Here is a 19,105-nt window from a genome sequence, read left to right as displayed (position 1 = left end):
CCATGGCTGACGAGAAACAATGGACAGAAACAGGACTGGAAATAGCGGTAGTCGGTATGGCGGGCAAGTTTCCAGGTGCGGCAAATATTGATGAGTATTGGAGCAACATTTCAAAAGGAATAGAATCGGTCACTCAATTTACCGATGAAGAATTAATCAAAGCCGGAGTGGATGAGGCGCTGCTTCGCCAAGATGCGTATGTAAAATCAAAACCGATCATTGATGAAGTTTCTGACTTTGATGCGGAGTTTTTCGGCTATTCACCGAGAGAAGCTGCCTTAATGGATCCGCAAATCAGACTCATGCATGAATGTACCTGGGAAGCGCTTGAGCATGCGGGCTGTGACCCTGAACGGTTTAACGGGCTGATCGGGCTGTATGCTGGTGCTTCCAGCAATTTGTCCTGGATGGGCCGTCATATGTCTTCTCTTCATAAGAATGAAGACGCTTTTCAAATCATGCATTTAAATGATTCGTCGTTCGCATCACGAATCGCTTATAAACTTAATTTAAAAGGGCCGAGTGTATCAGTTCAAACCGCTTGCTCGACTTCTCTTGTCGCGATACATATGGCGTGCCAGGGCTTGATTGGGGGAGAATGTGACCTTGCATTAGCCGGAGGTGTTACCCTGAGCCTGCCGCATATATCTGGGTACCTTTATCAGGAAGGAATGATCTATTCATCAGATGGTCATTGCCGTCCGTTTGATGAAGAGGCGAACGGAACCATTTTTGGTGAAGGAGCCGGAGTGGTGGCGTTAAAGCGATTGAAAGACGCACAAGCTGACGGCGATGCGATTTATGCCGTCATTAAAGGCTCTGCAATTAATAATGATGGAAACAATAAGGCTGGGTATACGGCTCCAAGTGCTGAAGGCCAGGCGAATGTCATTGCTACAGCTATGGAGATGGCAGAAACGGAACCGGAAACCATTGGTTATGTTGAGGCCCACGGGACAGGAACGCCTGTCGGAGATCCGATTGAAATTGAGGCGCTGACCCGTGCTTTCAATACAGATAAAAAAGCATACTGCCGCATTGGTTCTGTCAAAGCGAATATCGGGCACCTGGACGCCGCCTCCGGGGTAGCGGGATTTATCAAAACCGTTATGATGCTCCATCATAAAAAACTGCCGCCCGCTTTTCACTATCAAAAATCGAACCCGCGCATCAAGTTTGAGAACACGCCGTTTTTTGTCAATACAGAGCTGACTGAATGGGAATCTCTGCAAGGGCCGAGAAGAGCCGGCGTGAGCGCCTTTGGAATCGGCGGCGCTAATGCACACGTTGTTCTTGAAGAGCCCCCATCTCTTACTGATGAAATGCCAGCCGGCGGTCCTGAGTTAGTTGTTCTTTCTGCGAGAACAAGACAGGAGCTGACCCGCTCAATGGATCAAATGGCTGATTTTCTTCGCCGGAATCCGGAATCGCCGCTGCCAGCCATAGCTCGCACGTTACAGCTTGGCAGAAAGCAATTTCAGTACAGAGTCGCTTTTGTTGCCTCAGATCAAAAGGATCTGCTTGATCAGCTTTCTGATCATCGGCATGAGAAACAAATCAGCGAATCGGCGGCTGTATCAAGCAGCACCATGTTTGTATTTGCGGGAGACGTTCAAGAGGGCTTTGACCGATATGCGGAACTATACCGTACAGAGAACCTGTTCAAAAAAGAAGTTGATGTTTGTCTTGAAAAGGTGCATAACGCTTTTCAGCAGGATGTTCTCGGTTTCTTTAAAGTGTGCATTTCTGCTCCAAACACATACCGGGAAGAGAAAGATCTGGGATTGGTCCATACGTTGTCATTCATCATGGAATACGCCGCAGTCCGTTATTTACAACACATCGGCATTACACCGGACCGCTTTATCGGGCGGGGATTCGGGGAGTTTACGGCGGCCTGTGCGGCAGGAATGTTCTCCTTTGAAGAAGGGGCTGTTGCTGCATATAAACGCGGAGAGTTAATCAGTATGTCGCCGGCAGGAAAAATGCTCGGTGTCAGCCTGTCAGAACCGAATATCGTTCAATACTTAGAAAAATCATTATCCTTGGCGCTGATTGATGAGAGGTATTGTGCCGTCTCCGGTTTGCCAGAGGATGTGTATCAGCTGAAGGAGCGGCTTGAACAAGAAGGGATAGCTGCTGAATTATTTGATGTGGAGATCGCGTATCAATCGGATCTGCTGGTTGACGCGGCCGAAGAATTCATGCACTTCCTTGGCACGCTGGACATGAAATCACCAGACATTCCAGTCGTTTCATCTGTCACTGGAAAAGTTATAGCAGATTCCGAAGCAGCGGATCCCAGCTATTGGGCCGGCCAAATCTGCAAGCCGATACGATTTTTTGAACATATCTCGTCTTGTTTGCGGGAGGAACCTGCTGTTTGCATAGATCTGCGTTTGACTCAGGGTGCATCAGTATTTACAGAGCACCGTTCAGTTGGCGTGACAGATAAACTCGGCACACAAGGACACACAGACGTTTTAAAGTTACATATATACGGAGCGTTGTGGAGTCTCGGGGCTGAGATTGATTTCAGCGTCCTGCACGAACCTCAGGATAATAAAAGGTTAGCCCTGCCGACTTACCCTTTTACAAAGCAGCATTTCCCGCTGTCTGACAATTCAGCGCAGGATAGGGAGGAAGAAGCGCCTCGGCAACTGGCGGATACACATCCCGAATTGCCGGCATTGACGTTATCAGCTGTTGAAAAGACAATCGGAGAAATTGTCCTAAAACATTTTGGATTCCATGAACTGGACGATGAGGTGCCGTTTTTTGAACTGGGGGCTACATCGCTTGATATCTCTCAATTAGCGGCAAAATTCACAGATCATTTGAAATGGAAAGTGGAGCCAGTTGTGCTTTATCAATTTGCCACAGTTCGCAGCCTGGCGAAGCATCTTCATCAACAGGTTCAAACGGTGGCCGGCCAGCCGGAAATGATGCAGCATCAAAAGGTGCCTCAAACCCGTTCGAATGGCCGGGGATCGGATATCGCGATTATCGGTATGGCAGGGCGTTTTCCGGGAGCTGGCAATTTGGATGAGTTTTGGAATAATCTCGTAAACGGCAAAGAATCTATCAGCTTCTTTACGGATGAAGAATTAAAAGCGTCAGGTATGGATGATCAGCTCTTGAAGCACCCCAATTATGTAAAAGCGAAGGGAATCCTCGAAGATCCTGATAGGTTTGATGCTGATTTTTTTCAATATTCCTCAAGAGAAGCAGAATTGATGGATCCGCAATTCAGGCTTTTACATGAATGTGCATGGGAGGCTTTAGAAGATGCGGGCTGTGACCCTGAGCGGACAACAGGGAAAATTGGCGTCTACACTGGGACAAGTCCGAACCTCGAATGGATCACACGTTTTGCAGGAAAACTGGACGGGACTGAACAGTTCAGCTCCATGCTGTTAAATGACAGAGAATTTTTCAGCACCCAGCTTGCTTATAAATTAAACCTGCATGGGCCGAGCATCACAATGCAAACAGCCTGCTCCACTTCTCTAGTGAATATTGGAGCGGCATGCCAAGCGCTGCAAAACGGAGCATGTGACGCAGCGCTTGCAGGAGGCGTAACCGTCAGCACGCCTTTGCGGTCAGGTTATGTTTATCAGGATGGCATGATTCAATCACCGGATGGGCATTGCCGGCCATTTGATGAGGAAGCGGGCGGTACAGTTTTTGGCGATGGCGCGGGAATTGTCGTTTTAAAAAGATATGAGGACGCCGTTAAAGAAGGGCATACCATTTATACGGTCATAAAAGGGGTCGGAATGAATAATGACGGAAGCCGAAAAGTCGGTTTTACCGCCCCGAGCGTAGAAGGCCAGACCGAAGTGTTAAAGAATGCATACGAGAATGCAGGTATTGATCCGAACACAGTAGGGTATATCGAAGCTCACGGAACCGGCACAAAAATGGGTGATCCAATTGAAATAGAAGCGCTGAGCCAGGTTTTTAAAAGTGACAAGCCAATGTCAATTCCAATCGGGTCAGTGAAAAGCAATGTCGGACATTTGAACAGCGCTTCCGGCATTGCCGGCCTCTTTAAGGCCGTTTTATCGATAAAACATAAAACAATTTTGCCAAGCTTGAACTACACAACACCTAATCCGCATATTCATTTTGACCGGACGCCTTTTTATGTCAATACCGAGGCGACTTACTGGAAGGAATCCGATAATCCTAGGCGGGCGGGTGTCAGCTCCTTCGGAATTGGCGGCACAAATGCGCACATAGTACTGGAAGAAGAGCCGGAGTCAGGCAGAGAAGCTTCCGAAAGCCATCGGCATTTGCTTGTTTTGTCCGCAAAAACAGATACAGCCTTAGAGCGAATGACAAATCGATTGAAGGAATTTCTTCGAACGCATCCAAACATTCCATTAGAAGATGTGGCATACACCTTGCAAGTCGGCAGAAAACAATTTTCATACCGAAAAGCGGTCGTGCTGTCAAAATCAACGGAATGGGAAAGCGGTGCAGAGCTCACAGCCTATCAAAGACACAGCGGGCGCCCGGCTGCCTTTATGTTCTCCGGGCAAGGCTCTCAGTATATTGATATGATGAAAGATTTATATGAAGCTGAACCTGTATTTCAGAAAGAAGCGGACCGCTGTTTTGCCTTCGCACAGAAGTCACATCAAATTGATTTGAAGGCGATCGTCTTCCCAGATTCAAATGATGGGGCGAAGCTGACGGAGACCGCTGTTGTGCAGCCGCTGCTGTTCATCTTTGAATACGCGCTCGCAAAGCTGCTGCAAAGTGCAGGCATCTCGCCGGATTATATGATTGGACACAGCATTGGTGAATACACTGCTGCATGCTTGTCAGGCGTGTTTTCATTAGACACGGCTTTAACGCTCGTCATGGAGCGGGGACGATTGATGCAGCAGCTGGAATCTGGAGCAATGATAAGTGTTCAGCTATCAGAGGAAGAGCTGCAGCCGCTGCTAACGAACGGTCTGTCACTTGCGGCTGTCAATGCTCATGACTTATGCGTAGTCTCAGGAAAAAGTGAGGAGATTGAGGCGTTAGCCGTTTTCCTTGAAGAGAAGGGCATTGCCGGACGGCAGCTGCATACTTCTCACGCTTTTCATTCTTATATGATGGAGCCGATTCTTGCGGAATTTGAAGCGCTTGTGAAGCAGATGGATATGCATATTCCTCGCATCCCTTTTGTCTCCAATGTCACAGGAACATGGATACTGCCGGAACAAGCACAAGATCCGGCTTATTGGTCTCAGCACTTAAGAGGCACAGTGCGTTTTCATAAAGGATTAGAGCAAATTCTAAATGATGAAAACGTGCTGTTGATCGAAGTCGGGCCCGGCAGCACACTCAGTACATTTGCCAAAAGGCACAAGAAGCGATCAAACCGGCATGACATTGTTCATACAGTCCGACATGCTCAAGAACCGGCTGATGACCATGCTTATTTCTTGAAGAAACTAGGCCAGATTTGGGTATGCGGTTATGAGATTGACTGGAATCAGTATAGCGTTGATAAGCCTAAGCGCCTCGTACCGCTGCCGCCTTATCCTTTTGAGAGAAAACGCTATTGGATAGAAGCGGCTGACAATGCGGCTACTGCTATCGCCTCCGCTGATGAGCCAAATAAAAAGAAGCAGATGGATCAATGGTTCTACCTTCCATCATGGGAAAGAAAGATCAAGTCCGCGAATGTCCGAAAAGAAGAACAGCCGGCTGAAAGCGGAAAAACGCTTGTATTTCATGAAGGAACAGCCTTTGGAGACCGGCTTGTGCAATCGATACGCCGTCATGGACGTGAAGCGGCAGTTGTCACGAGGGGCCGGCAATTTGAAAAGGTGAACAGCGGATTGTATATCATCAATCCGGCTGACAGCACGCATTATGAGCGTTTGTTTTCTTCACTTGCTTCAGACGGACTTCTTCCAAACCGAATCATGCATCTCTGGAGCGTTTCTGAACAAAGTGAATCTCAGCAATCTTTCAGTGCTTACAGTGAAAGCGGCTATTACAGTTTGATTTTTACTGCACAGGCAGCAGCCAATCAAAAACAAATGAACCAATGTGACATATTTGTGCTGACAAGCGGCATTCATGAGGTGACGGGAGAAGAGCAAATCGATGCAGAAAAGTCTCCGGTTTTAGGGCCATTGAAAGTGATTCCGCAAGAATACAACCATATGAAGTGCTGGAACATCGATATCCCTCCTTTGCCGGACAATTTGACATGGAAAGAAGAGGAGCTGATCGACCAAATCCTTGAGGAAGCCGAAGACCCAGACCCAGATCAGATTATCGCATACCGAAGCCGCCGCAGATGGGTGCAGGCGTATCAGCCTGTACAGTTAAATAAAGCATCCGCCTTACCGGAGATGATCCGCCCTAATGGCGTATATCTTATCACTGGGGGATTGGGCGGAATCGGTTTTATTTTATCTAAGATGCTTGCGCAAGAAGGGAATGTCCGTCTGATTCTGACAGGAAGAAGTGAACTTCCGCCGCCAAACCAGTGGGAAAGCTGGTGCAAAAAACATCAGGAAGATGATCCGATGACTGCGAAAATCCGAAAAATACAAGAATTGGAGCATCTGGGCGCAAAGGTGACAGCTCTTCAGGCGGATGCAGGAAGCCTATCAGATATGCAATCTGTTATGAGAGAGATTCATGCTGAATTCGGACAGCTGAACGGCGTCTTTCACGCCGCTGGTCTCCCGGGTAGTTCATCATTCCGGGCTATTAAAGATATACCCGGAGCAATTGAAGGCGGAGAGGACCAATTCAAGTCTAAAGTAAGGGGCCTGGAAGTGCTTGAATCGTTATTGGAAAACGAAAAAATAGATTTCTGCTTCTTATTTTCATCGATTAGTGCTTTACTCGGCGGTCTCGGCTTTTCCGCTTATTCTGCAGCAAATATTTATATGGATGCCTTTTCCGCGAGGATGAATCAGCGCAGCGAGATTCCTTGGATATGCGTCAATTGGGATGCCTGGAACTTCTGGGGACAGCTTGAATCTACAATTGGTGAATCCATTGCTGATCTTGCGATTTTGCCCGAAGAAGGGGCCGAGCTTTTTCAATATGTGCTGTCTGATATCCACAATCGCCACCTATTGGTTTCAACAGGTGATTTGGGCCGTAGAATCAAGCAATGGATATCCATGAATACAGAAAGCGCAGCGGGTGAGAAGAAAAAAGCAGCCGCCGTACACACAAGACCTGAATTGAATAATCCATATGTCGCTCCGCGCAGTAAAACAGAACAAGTTATTTGCGGCATCTGGCAGGATTTTATGGGTTTGGAGCAAGTCGGCATACATGATAACTTTTTTGATCTTGGGGCCAGCTCTTTAGATATCGTACAAGTGACAAACCGCTTAAATAAGGAATTGGGAACGAATGAGGCAGTGGTGACTTTATTCACATACCCGTCAGTGGCTGCTTTAGCGCAATTTATCAGTCCTGATCAAGAAGAAAGTGAAGAGGAGACAGAGGAAATGGCGGCTGTATCCAGCGTGCGGAGAAAAACGCGGTTACGCAATCAGCGAGATAAAAGATTGAGAGGCGGCGAATAGAATGAGTAATTCTAACAATTCGAATCACGGAGCTGAAATTGCTGTTATCGGAATGGCAGGCCGATTTCCGGGTGCGAAAAACATGCAGGAGTTTTGGAGCAATTTGATAAATGCGAAAGAGACGATTTCTTTTTTCACTGATGAGGAACTGAGAGAAGAAGGCGTGGATGAAGAGCTGCTGAATGATCCGCGATTTGTCAAAGCAAAAGGAATTGTGGAGGATGTAGATCTGTTTGATGCCGGCTTCTTTGATTATACGCCGAAGGAAGCTGCCATGATGGATCCGCAGTTCCGTATCTTTCATGAATGTGTGTGGACCGCGTTGGAAGACGCTGGATATGATCCCTTCACTTACAAAGGGCAGATCGGCCTTTATACAGGAGCCGGCCTCAATGCAGAATGGGTGCTGAGGGCTCTTCAGGGGGCAAAACATGGAGAAGACTCAAAGACACTGGAAACAGCTGTTTTGAATATGAGAGATTATATGGCAACACTTATCTCTTATAAACTTAACCTGAAAGGGCCGAGCATGATGGTGCAGACTGCTTGCTCAACCTCGATGGTTTCTATTCACCTTGCTGCCCAGGCTTTGTTAAATGGAGACTGCCATATGGCGGTGGCAGGCGGAGTCTCTATCCGCCTGCCGCAAAAATCCGGGTATCTCTACCAAGAAGGTATGATCCATTCTCCAGATGGGCATTGCCGCGTCTTTGATGATGAGGCGGCGGGCACAGTATTTGGAGACGGGGCAGGAGCGGTCATTTTAAAAACGCTAGAAGATGCCGAAGCAGATGGAGATCATATTTATGCTGTTATAAAAGGTACTGCAATCAATAATGACGGCAGCAGAAAGGTTGGATATACAGCGCCGAGCACCAAAGGCCAGGTAACAGCTATCAAAACAGCCCTGCACATGGCAGAGGTGGAGCCTGAAACCATTACGTATGTCGAGGCTCACGGCACAGGGACGACACTCGGTGACCCGATAGAAATAGAAGCGTTAAAACAAGCTTATCAAACAGATCGTCGCGGATACTGCAGAATTGGTTCTGTCAAATCCAACATTGGTCATTTAAATGATGCGTCAGGTGTGGCTGGATTTATGAAAGCAGTTCTAAGCTTAAAGCATAAAATGATTCCGCCGACTCTGAGTTTCGAAAAGCCAAACGCCAAAATCGATTTTGAGCAATCACCATTTGTCGTCAACACGGAACTTACCCCTTGGGAAGAAAACGAATTCCCGCGCAGAGCGGGCGTTAGTTCTTTTGGCATAGGAGGAACAAATGGCCATGTCATATTAGAGGAAGCACCGGCGCATCACAAGGCAGCGAAAAGACACGACGCGGAACTCTTATTGCTGTCAGCCAAAACACCGGCCGCTTTAAACAACATGACAGACCGGCTGTCAAACTATTTTGTGAAAAATCCGCAGGCCAATTTGGCAGCCGCGGCATATACCCTCAAAGTAGGGCGTCATTCGTTTCCTTATAAAAAAGCGATTGTGGCAGCGGATGTGCCTGAGCTTCTTCAGGCTATTCATGAAAATGACTATGAGTCTGTTAAAACCGGCAGCTCTCAATCAGCAAGCCGGCCCGTTGTCTTTCTTTTTCCGGGACAGGGGGCGCAGTATGTTGATATGGCTAAAGGGCTTTACGATACTGTACCGATTTTTAAGGAAGAGCTCGATGCCTGTTTTGACATATTAAAAAATCATATGGACACAGATCCGCGTACGGTGCTTTTCTCTGACAATAAGCAGCATGATGCGAAACTGATTAACCAAACTGAATATACGCAGCCTCTTCTGTTCTGTATCGAATATTCACTTGCTAAAATGCTGATCGATTGGGGAATTAAGCCGAAAGCAATGGCGGGACACAGCATCGGTGAATATACGGCTGCAGCCATATCGGGTGTGCTCTCATTGGAAGATGCTCTTGACATCGTCAGCTTTCGAGGGGCAGCGCTCCAAAATCTGCCGTCCGGATCTATGCTTAGCGTATCCTTAAGCGAAGCAGACATCAAACCGTATACAGACGAAACCGTTTCAATCGCTGCGGTGAATGCGCCAAATTCATGTGTTGTCTCAGGGGAACTAGACGAGATTGAGGCATTGGAAAGGAAGTTGAGCGCCGAGGGGCATAGCTGCAGAAAACTCCATACATCTCATGCCTTCCATTCACATATGATGGAACCGGTTTTAGAGAGCATGAAACATAAACTCTCTGCCTATCAATTTGAAAATCAAAAGATTCCGTTTGTTTCAAATGTAACAGGGAATTGGATCACAGACGAAGAAGCCGGAGATCCGGCATATTGGGCTCACCATTTACGTGGGACCGTCAGATTTATGGACTGCGCAAAACGTTTAAAAGAAGAATTAAATCCGATTTTTATAGAGGTTGGCCCTGGAAACGCTTTGCGATCGTTTGTCAGCAAGCTGTATCAGGCGGAGGATCAGCCACACGCGATCCAGCTGTTAAGGCACCCGAAGGAGTCAGCCTCCGATTATCGGTATTTGCTGAGCAGGCTGGGAGATATGTGGCTGCACGGGGTTCCGATCGACTGGAAAGCTTTTTATGAGCAGGAGCAATGCCAGCTTATTCCGCTTCCAACGTATCCTTTCGAAAGAGAAAGATATTGGATTGGCCGGACAAATGAACAGTCGAGAACACCGGTGGCAGAAAATTTTCAGCTTTTGGTTCCTGAGCAAGCAAATGACGGGCAGACAGCGGATACAGAATCAGATGTTCAATTTAATGAGACAGAGGCGGTCTTGGCTGCTATGTGGAAGGACATTCTCGGAGTCAAACGTGTCACATTAGATACCCATTTTTTTGAAACAGGCGGGCATTCATTGAACGCCACTGGTCTGATTTCCCGCATTCACAAGGAATTTGGAGCGGAGCTTACGCTAAGCGACGTGTTCCAGCACCCGACAATCCGTGCGCTTGCCGCACTTATTGAGCGTTCTGACCGAAATCAATATACATCCATTCAGCCTTCAGAAATAAAAGACGTGTACAGGCTTTCAGCGGCACAGCGGAGAACGTATTTGATTCATCAGAGAATCGGGCAAGTCACCACATATAACATGCCGATGGCTCTTTTGTGCTTCGGAAAAATTGATGCCGCCCGCTTCGAGGATACATTCAAAAAGCTGATCGAAAGGCATGAAACACTGCGTACAACGTTTGAAATTAAGGATGGAGAACCTGTGCAGAGAATCCATCAGAACTTTGATTTTTCGATTGAACAAACCGAAGCGAGAATGGATGAGCTCGATGACGAAATCAGTTCATTTATACGGCCATTTGATCTTAAGGTCTCACCATTAATTCGGGTGAAATTCGTCAAAATTGAGGAAGAAAAACATGCGTTGCTTGTTGATATGCATAATATTGTGGCGGACGGCGCCTCGATGAATATTTTTATAAAAGAATTTACCCAATTATATAGAGGGGAACAGCTCCCGGAAAAAATCATTCAGTATAAAGATTATGCGGAGTGGCAGCAGACATTTTTTAATAGTGACATGTTTAAACGCCAAAAAGAGTATTGGCTGAAGCAGCTTGAGGGTGAAGTGCCTGTGCTGAATATGCCTCTTGATTATGAACGAAAAGAACAAAGCTTTTTAGGCAGGGCAATTAAGTTTACAATCCCGCCGCGCGTTTTAGAAAAGCTTGAAAAAATCGGAGAGGCGCAGCAGCTGACCAACAATGTCATGCTGTTTCAGCTCTATGCCATGCTTTTGTCCAGCTATACAAAACAGCAGGAGTTGATGATTGGGTCATTGGTGGCAGGCCGGCGTCATGCGGATATTGAGAATACGATCGGCATGTTTACAAACTTTTTGCCGATCAAAATTCATTTGAATCCTGAAGAGTCGTTTGCCGGCAACCTTCAACACACAAAACAAACTCTGCTTGAAGCTTATGACCATCAGGATTATCCATACGATCAAATGGCAGAAGCGCTGCAGCCGGTGATCAAGCCAAACCGCAACCCTTTCTTTGATACCATGCTGATCTATCATAATGAGTATGACCCGAATATAAAAATAGAGGCTGGCGGATTAACATTTGAAACATACGAATTCGCAAAGGGCATTTCAAAGCTTGATATGAAAATGGACGCCGTGAAGGAAGTGACGGGAGAGCTTAAATGTGTGCTTCAATACAACCGGTCGCTTTTCACTCATGAATCCATGAAGGCATTTGTTTCTCATTTTATCTCTCTTGCTGAAAAAGCTGCAGAAGAGCCTGAAAAACGCATAAAGGACATTCCGGTGCTGAGCCAAAAAGAGCAGGAAGAGGCCGAGCGGAAAAGGGAGAGAGAGTCAAACCGAGTCATCTCGTGCCCATTAACCATTTGTTCCAATTTTACGGCTGATCCGATTGTGCCTTACCTCAAATGGTGGGGCGAACAGTTTGATATCAATCTAGATATAAAGCTGTCTCCTTACGGGCAAGTGTTTCAAGAATTGCTTAATGAAGAAAGCTTGCTGTCACGGCAAAAAGACGGTGCCAATCTGCTGTTGATTCGCCTTGAGGATTTGGCGGGGGATTCAGGCCTTTCTTTGGAAGAAAGAATGGCCCACGTTCAATATAATTCAGATGAACTGCTCGCCATCATGAAACAAAAGAAAAAAGAAGTGCCTTATTTCATTGGCTTGCTGCCGCTGGAAAATGTGAAAGAGCAGGAGCTCCGGGACATCCTTGTGCAATCCCAGCAGAATTGGATCGCGCAGCTTGCTGGAGAAACGGATATACATTTGATTGATCTCCGCCAGCTGCATCAAACATACCAGCTTGATGCCATATTTGACCCGCAAAGTGAAAGAGCGGCAAGAATACCGTTTACTGAAGAATTTTATGCGGCGATGGGAACACGGGTGGCACGTGAGTTTGCAGCATGGCTCAAACCGCCATTTAAAGCGGCCGCCATCGATTGTGACGGCACTTTGTGGAGCGGTACCGTGTCTGAAGCTGGTGCGGAAGGAGTCATTATTACTCCTGCCCACCGAGCGCTGCAGCAATTTTTAAAGAAGAAACAAGAAGAGGGTCTGCTCCTTGTGCTTTCAAGCAGAAATAATGAAGAAGACGTCTGGAATGTGTTTGAACGTCATCCAGATATGATTTTGAAGAAAGAGGACTTTGTCCTGTCACGCATTAATTGGAAAGAGAAAGCCAGAAACATGAAAGAAATGGCCGATGAGCTGAACATTTCAGTGGATCGGTTCATATTCTTAGATGATGATCCGGCTCAATGCCTGGAAATGAACGAACGCCTGCCAGAGGTTCTGACCTTGCTTCTGCCGTCTGATACAGATTCTATTCCGATGTTCTTAGAACATGTCTGGGCATTTGACAGATTCAGAGTGACAGAAGCTGATCAAAAGCGCACGGAACGATATTTGGCCGCGCAAGAAAGAAAAATAGATTTGAATACGTCTCGTTCGCTTGAAGAATTTCTTTCCGGCTTACACCTGCGTATCGCCTTGACTGAGATGACAGAAGAGCATTTGCCGCGAGTTGCTCAAATGAGTGCGAGAATTAATCAGTTCAATATGAATCCGTCAGTCTATCGTGAGGAGCAGCTTGCCCAGCGGCTCAGTACGGACGGCCATATCGGCTGGATCGTTGAAGCAGCGGACAGATTCAGTGATGAAGGCATCGTCGGTGCAATTATGGGAATTCGAACAGAAGATTCATTAAAGTTAGATACTTTTCTTCTCAGCTGTCGCGCACTAGGCAAAGGAATTGAACATAAATTGCTGTCGGGTCTTGCTTCATATGCAAGGGATGAACAGCTAGCGACGTTGTCCTTGGAGTTTAAGGATTCAGGCAGAAACCGCGCCTTTTCTGAGTTCTTGGCTGCACATCGTTTTGAGGAAGAAGCGGGTCCGTTAAAAACAGTTTGTCAAATCTCTGTGCATGATGTTGAGGATCGAAGCGGGCATATTGAATGGGTATCCTCTCTGCAACCTGGGCCGGACAAAACGGAGAGAGCGGCTGCCAGTGATGCATTGCCGGAAGCTTTGATTGAAAACACAAACGCACATTGGGAGGTGCTGCATGCTGAACACTCCCTGCATTCTCCATATTTAATGGCCTTAGATACAAACCGGCCAGAGCATTTGCGATCTATATTAATGAAAGAACATATAGAAGCCGGAGCAGAAGAAAGCGTGCCGAAAACAGAACAGCAAAAAATACTTGTGGCTATTTGGAAGGAGATCCTCCACTTAGATTATGTAGGAATTGACAACGATTTCTTTGATTTGGGAGGAAATTCGTTGCTCGCTGTCAAAATGGAAGTAGAGATGGAAAAGAAAGGCTGGTATGTTGATGAGTTGAATCATGCGAAAAAACACACGATAAGGGAATTATCTAAATATATGAAGAGGGAGAATCAGCATGCATAAAGATATTAAAGCAATTTTTGATGAAGATAAGGTTTTGGCAGAAGCTGCCGTTATATATGGATTTACTAGAGATCAAGTACAGTTTTTAGCGGATGCGGAAAACTATGTGTATGAGTTTGCCAAAGACAATGAATCTTATATTTTAAAGATTACACACACGATTCGCCGGTCGCCGGATTATATAATGGGAGAGATGGAATGGCTCCACCATCTTGCTGAAGGCGGGCTTTCAGTCGCCAAACCAATTCCGTCGTTAACCGGTAAAGATGTTGAGGAAGTGCCGGACGGAAACGGCGGAGCATTTTTATTGAGAGTCTATGAAAAGGCGCCGGGTCATAAAGTAGACGAATCTGAGTGGAACGAAACCCTATTTTTCGAGCTTGGCAGATATACAGGGAAGATGCACAGCCTGACAAAAAGCTATAAACTGAGCAATCCTAGATTTAAAAGACAGGAGTGGGATGAAGAAGAGCAATTAAAGCTCAGAAAATATGTCCCCGAAGATCAGACAAAGGTTTTTCAAGAGGCGGACGATTTAATGAATGAGTTGCGTCAACTGCCAAAAAACCGTGACAGCTACGGCCTTGTTCACGCAGATCTTCACCATGGTAATTTTAACTGGGATCATGGTAAGATCACTACATTTGATTTTGATGATATTGGGTACAACTGGTTTGTGAATGATATCAGCATTCTCCTTTACAATGTCCTATGGTATCCGGTCGTCCCATATGAAAATAAAGCAGCCTTTACAGAAGAATTTATGACGCATTTTATAAAGGGATACAGGGAGGAAAATGAAATTGCCGCCGAGTGGCTCAAGAAAATCCCGGATTTCCTCCGTCTGCGCCATATGCTGATTTATGGATTGCTGCATCAAATGTTTGACCTTGATTCAATAGGAGAAGAAGAAAAAGAAATGCTTAAGGGATTCAGAAACGATATCGAAAATCAAACGCCGATAACCGAATTTGACTTTTCGAAGTTAGCGTAAGAAATTTGCGCCGATCCCCTTATTAAAAAACTCCGGCTGTGAGCCGGAGTTTTTTATTTTTGTTCTAAAATAGCAAAAATGTTTTTTGCCTGCTGCGTATTGTCGATGAGCCCCTTCCATTTTCCCTTTCCCGGACCGTAAGCATAAACCGGTACGTCTTCACCGGTGTGGGCTAACGTTGTCCAGCCTGAAAAAGACCGTTTATCAAAAATCAATTGAATGCTTTTTTGGACAGCAGCTGTATTTGATTGTGAGGCTGCGTTTTTAACCTGATTTATCTCATTTTCCGTCAGCTTCATATTAATATAAGTGCTGAGCACCTTTTCGGCATCTTGGCCTTCAGCGATCTTCTCTGCCATATAGCCCGGCGTTTTTTTAGCGGCGATGATTAGTGAAGGATCCCATTTATAGCCGGTCTCGCGCGTCATTCCCTCTGCACCGTAAGAGAAACCGCCTGTAGAGTGATCAGCTGTAATAATAACCAGTGTTTCTTTATCTTTTTTCGCAAAATCCAGAGCAGATTGAACACCTTTCTCGAAATCTTCCATTTCGCTCAAAGCGCCTACCACGTCATTTTCGTGGGCTGCATTGTCTATATTGCTTCCTTCCAGAAGCATAAAAAAACCGTTTTCGTTCTTCTGTAATTGGGTGAGTGCCGCTTCTGTCATGTCTTTTAGAGAAGGTGTGCTGTTCTCTCTGTCAATCGCTTTATCTAATTCAACTTCTCCAAACAGTCCGATCAGCTTATCGTGCTGATTTTTTTTCAAGTCTTGCTTTGTGTTCACATAATGATAGCCGTCTTTTTGGAATTCTTCAGCAAGATTTCGGTCTTTGCGAATGAAATATTTCGCTCCGCCTCCGAGTAAAACATCAACCTTATGAGAACCATTAATACGTTCATCATAGAATTGGTCCGCAATTTCAGTGTAGTTTTTCCGTGAGACGTTATGTACACCGAAAGCAGCGGGGGTGGCGTCGGTTAAGTCCGAAGTCACGACGAAGCCCACGGACATCTTGTTCTCTTTGGCAGCTTCTGTTACGCTTTTGAGCTGCTGATGTTTGTTGTCTACTGCAATCGCATCATTATATGTTTTCGTTCCGGTTGCCATGGCGGTTGCAGCAGCCGAAGAATCAGTAATATTGTCTCTGGGATCGTTAGGATGTGTCATCTGCATGCCTGTTAAATAAGGGTCCCATGCTGTTTGGACGGGAGTATTCAGCTTTTCGCTTTTTAATGTCCTATAGCTGTTAATCATCGGCATACCCATTCCATCTCCGATGATTAAGATCACATTTTTAGGGTTCTTGCTGCTGGTCTTGGATGATTGAGAATGAGGAGAGGATATGAATTCTGTTATGGCAAAAACACTTAAGAAAGCAGTCAAAATGAGGGTGACAGTTACTGTAAAACGCGCTTTGGTAATAAGAAACATCTCCCTTATTGTGTTTATTTACTAATATGTATTTTATTTGAAAATGGTAGAGACTTCAATGCTTTTTTCGATAACAGCGAAAAGCCAATAGGGAATCTACCCCATTGGCTTTTATAATGTATCACATTTTACGCCGACTACGCCTTCAATGTCTTTAATGTCATAGTAGACATCGGTCGTGTACCTGTTTTTATGAACGCGGACCTTGACTTCCATGATTGGGAATTCCTTTTCACCCAGGTCATCGATCCGGACGGAGTGCGTTTTAATATCTTTTCTTTTCATTTCTTTTAAAATATCTGTCATTTTGTCTTTATCCGAAAGCGACATTCTGATGCGGATGTCTTTTTCCTGCAGGCGGTCGGGACCGATTTTTCTGATCGCCCACGGTAAAAATTCCACGCTGATCAGGATGAACAGAAGACTGGCAAAGGCTTCTTTATAAAACCCGGCTCCGGTTGCCAGCCCAAGCCCCGCTGCACCCCAGATCATAGCTGATGTTGTCAGGCCGGAAATGACATCGTTGCTTTTTCGCAAGATGACACCGGCACCGATAAATCCGACGCCGGAGATAATTTGGGCCGGGAGACGCAGCGGGTCCATCATGATGCGGTAGTATTTAGGGAAATGATATGCCGCATTAATACTGACGATCGTGAGCATGCATGAGCTGACGGCGATAACGATACAAGTTTTTAATCCGAGCGGCTTATTTTTTAATTCGCGCTCAAGCCCGATGACCATGCCAATCAATGTGGCAATGCCCAATTTTAATAAAATATCAGGATCAATATACCAGCTCAACAGCAACTTCCCCCTTCTCTAAGGTGTTTTTAAATAAATATGATTTTCTCACAGTATTTATAGCAAAACAAGAGCACAAAAGCCACCAAGCGGCGCTTGATGGCTTATTGCTTACTTTTTGCGTTTTAACAGCTTTTCCATGACGCCGAATAATCGGTACGAGGCTTTTGCAGGACGTTTAGTGATCAAGCTGCCGATAATACCCGCGATCATACTCAGGAAAAATCCCGGTATCATTTCATAGAGACCTGTAGAGTCAGCTAAACCAGTTGTAATCCAAATTAATACTGTCGCAGCTCCCACAACCATGGCTGAAAGAGCGCCCCATTCAGTCATCCGTTTCCAATACAGACTCAGAAGAATCGCAGGCCCGAAAGCAGAACCGAATCCGGCCCACGCGTAACCAACCAAATCTAGAATCGTACTGCTTGGATTCAAGGACATCAGAATCGCAATGACTGCGATAATGAGCACTGACAGACGGCCGGTCATGACTAGTTCTTTATCTGATGCTTCACGTCTGAAAAATGTCCGGTATAAATCCTCTGTCATTGCGCTCGCTGTGACCAGAAGCTGAGAAGAGATCGAACTCATAATCGCTGCTAAAATAGCAGACAGCAAAAATCCCGTAATCAATGGATGGAACAATATTTTAGAAAAAATAATGAAAATCGTTTCAGGATCACTTACAACAACTCCGAATTTATGTGCGTAAGCCACACCGACCAAACCCGTTAAAGTTGAACCGAGAATGGAGATCACCATCCAGCTCATCCCGATTCTGCGCGCGGGTTTTAAATCTTTGATATGCTTAATCGCCATAAAACGGATGATGATATGAGGCTGGCCATAGTAGCCTAAACCCCAGGCCAAATAAGAAATAATGCTAATGACGCTCGCGCCTTTAAAAATATCCAATAGCTTCGGGTCCACGGCTGAAATCTCATGTAAAGCAGGAGAGACGCCGCCCAGCTGGGTAAAAGCAACGATCGGCACAAGCACTAGTGCTGCAAACATGATCGCACCCTGTACAAAGTCAGTCAGACTGACAGCAAGGAAACCGCCAAACAGTGTGTATAACACGACAACGCCCGCAGTCAGCAGGAGTCCAAGTGTATAATCGGCTCCAAAAGCAGATTCAAATAATCTTCCGCCTGATACCATACCAGAAGACGTATACAATGTGAAAAAGATCATAATGATCAAAGCTGATACAATTTTAAGCACTGAGGAAGAATGCTGGAATCTTTTATCAAAGAAATCGGGAATTGTAATCGCGTCATCCGCCGCTTCCGTATACGCTCTAAGACGCGGAGCCAAAAGAAGATAATTCGAATACGCACCGATTGTCAAGCCGAGTGCAAGCCATAATGTCGACAAACCTGTGGCGAACATGGCCCCCGGAATTCCCATCAGCATCCATCCGCTCATATCCGCCGCACCGGCAGACAAAGCAGTGACAAACGGGCCGAGTCCTCTTCCCCCAAGCATGTAATCGTTGATATCAGTTGTTTTCCTAAATGAATACCAGCCGATTAACAGCATGGCAGTAAAGTAAATTCCTAACGATATAATAATTTCAATACTCACGTTTTACCCTCTCTTCAATCCTATAAATGTGACATCACCTCTCCAATTGATGGTGCCAGTTAAGTCTGGCGCAAGTGTGACCTATTTTGGTGCACTTGTTAACTTAACCTAACAAAGTATTCCCGGCCATTCAAGCGATGAAACTTTCAGCAGCAGTAAGAAATACCGCTGAAAACCTAGAAGGGACTAAGAGATAAAGCGCTTTCATAAATGAACAAAATTAAAAATATTCAGAAAAATATTTTGTTTCTCCTTCGACTCTTTTTAGTATAAAATATATGAGGTATTGTCT

At 45.7% G+C, this 19,105-nt stretch carries 6 protein-coding genes; 3 read left to right on the top strand and 3 right to left on the bottom strand.

Annotated features, from left to right (window positions below; genetic code table 11):
* Positions 1-2 precede the first annotated feature (2 nt).
* From V6D41_RS15230 to V6D41_RS15220, 3 genes are read left to right on the top strand one after another with little or no spacing between them, the layout of a single operon-like run.
* A complete protein-coding gene (locus tag V6D41_RS15230) occupies positions 3-7,565 on the top strand; it encodes a type I polyketide synthase (RefSeq protein WP_333518773.1) in 7,563 nt (2,520 codons plus the stop codon).
* A gap of 1 nt (position 7,566) precedes the next feature.
* Positions 7,567-13,992, top strand: coding sequence for an HAD-IIIC family phosphatase (locus V6D41_RS15225; protein ID WP_333518772.1), 6,426 nt, complete (start codon positions 7,567-7,569; stop codon positions 13,990-13,992).
* A complete protein-coding gene (locus tag V6D41_RS15220; protein ID WP_333518771.1) occupies positions 13,985-14,986 on the top strand; it encodes a phosphotransferase enzyme family protein in 1,002 nt (333 codons plus the stop codon). Before V6D41_RS15225 ends, V6D41_RS15220 begins: the two co-directional genes overlap by 8 nt.
* A gap of 53 nt (positions 14,987-15,039) precedes the next feature.
* Here the strand turns inward: V6D41_RS15220 and V6D41_RS15215 are convergent, their stop codons facing one another.
* From V6D41_RS15215 to putP, 3 genes are all read right to left on the bottom strand, one after another.
* Positions 15,040-16,419, bottom strand: coding sequence for an alkaline phosphatase (locus V6D41_RS15215; RefSeq protein WP_333518770.1), 1,380 nt, complete (start codon positions 16,417-16,419; stop codon positions 15,040-15,042).
* A gap of 111 nt (positions 16,420-16,530) precedes the next feature.
* Positions 16,531-17,229, bottom strand: a complete 699-nt coding sequence (locus V6D41_RS15210) for an MgtC/SapB family protein (RefSeq protein WP_087991375.1) — start codon at positions 17,227-17,229, stop codon at positions 16,531-16,533.
* A gap of 105 nt (positions 17,230-17,334) precedes the next feature.
* Entirely contained in the window at positions 17,335-18,813 is a 1,479-nt protein-coding gene (gene putP, locus V6D41_RS15205; RefSeq protein WP_148963519.1) for a sodium/proline symporter PutP, read from the bottom strand.
* Positions 18,814-19,105 lie beyond the last annotated feature (292 nt).

This window comes from Bacillus sp. 0102A (assembly GCF_036765155.1).
Classification (GTDB): domain Bacteria; phylum Bacillota; class Bacilli; order Bacillales; family Bacillaceae; genus Bacillus; species Bacillus subtilis_G.
The sequence above is the reverse complement of the archived record's forward strand: the minus strand, read 5'-3'. Positions and strand labels throughout refer to the sequence as shown.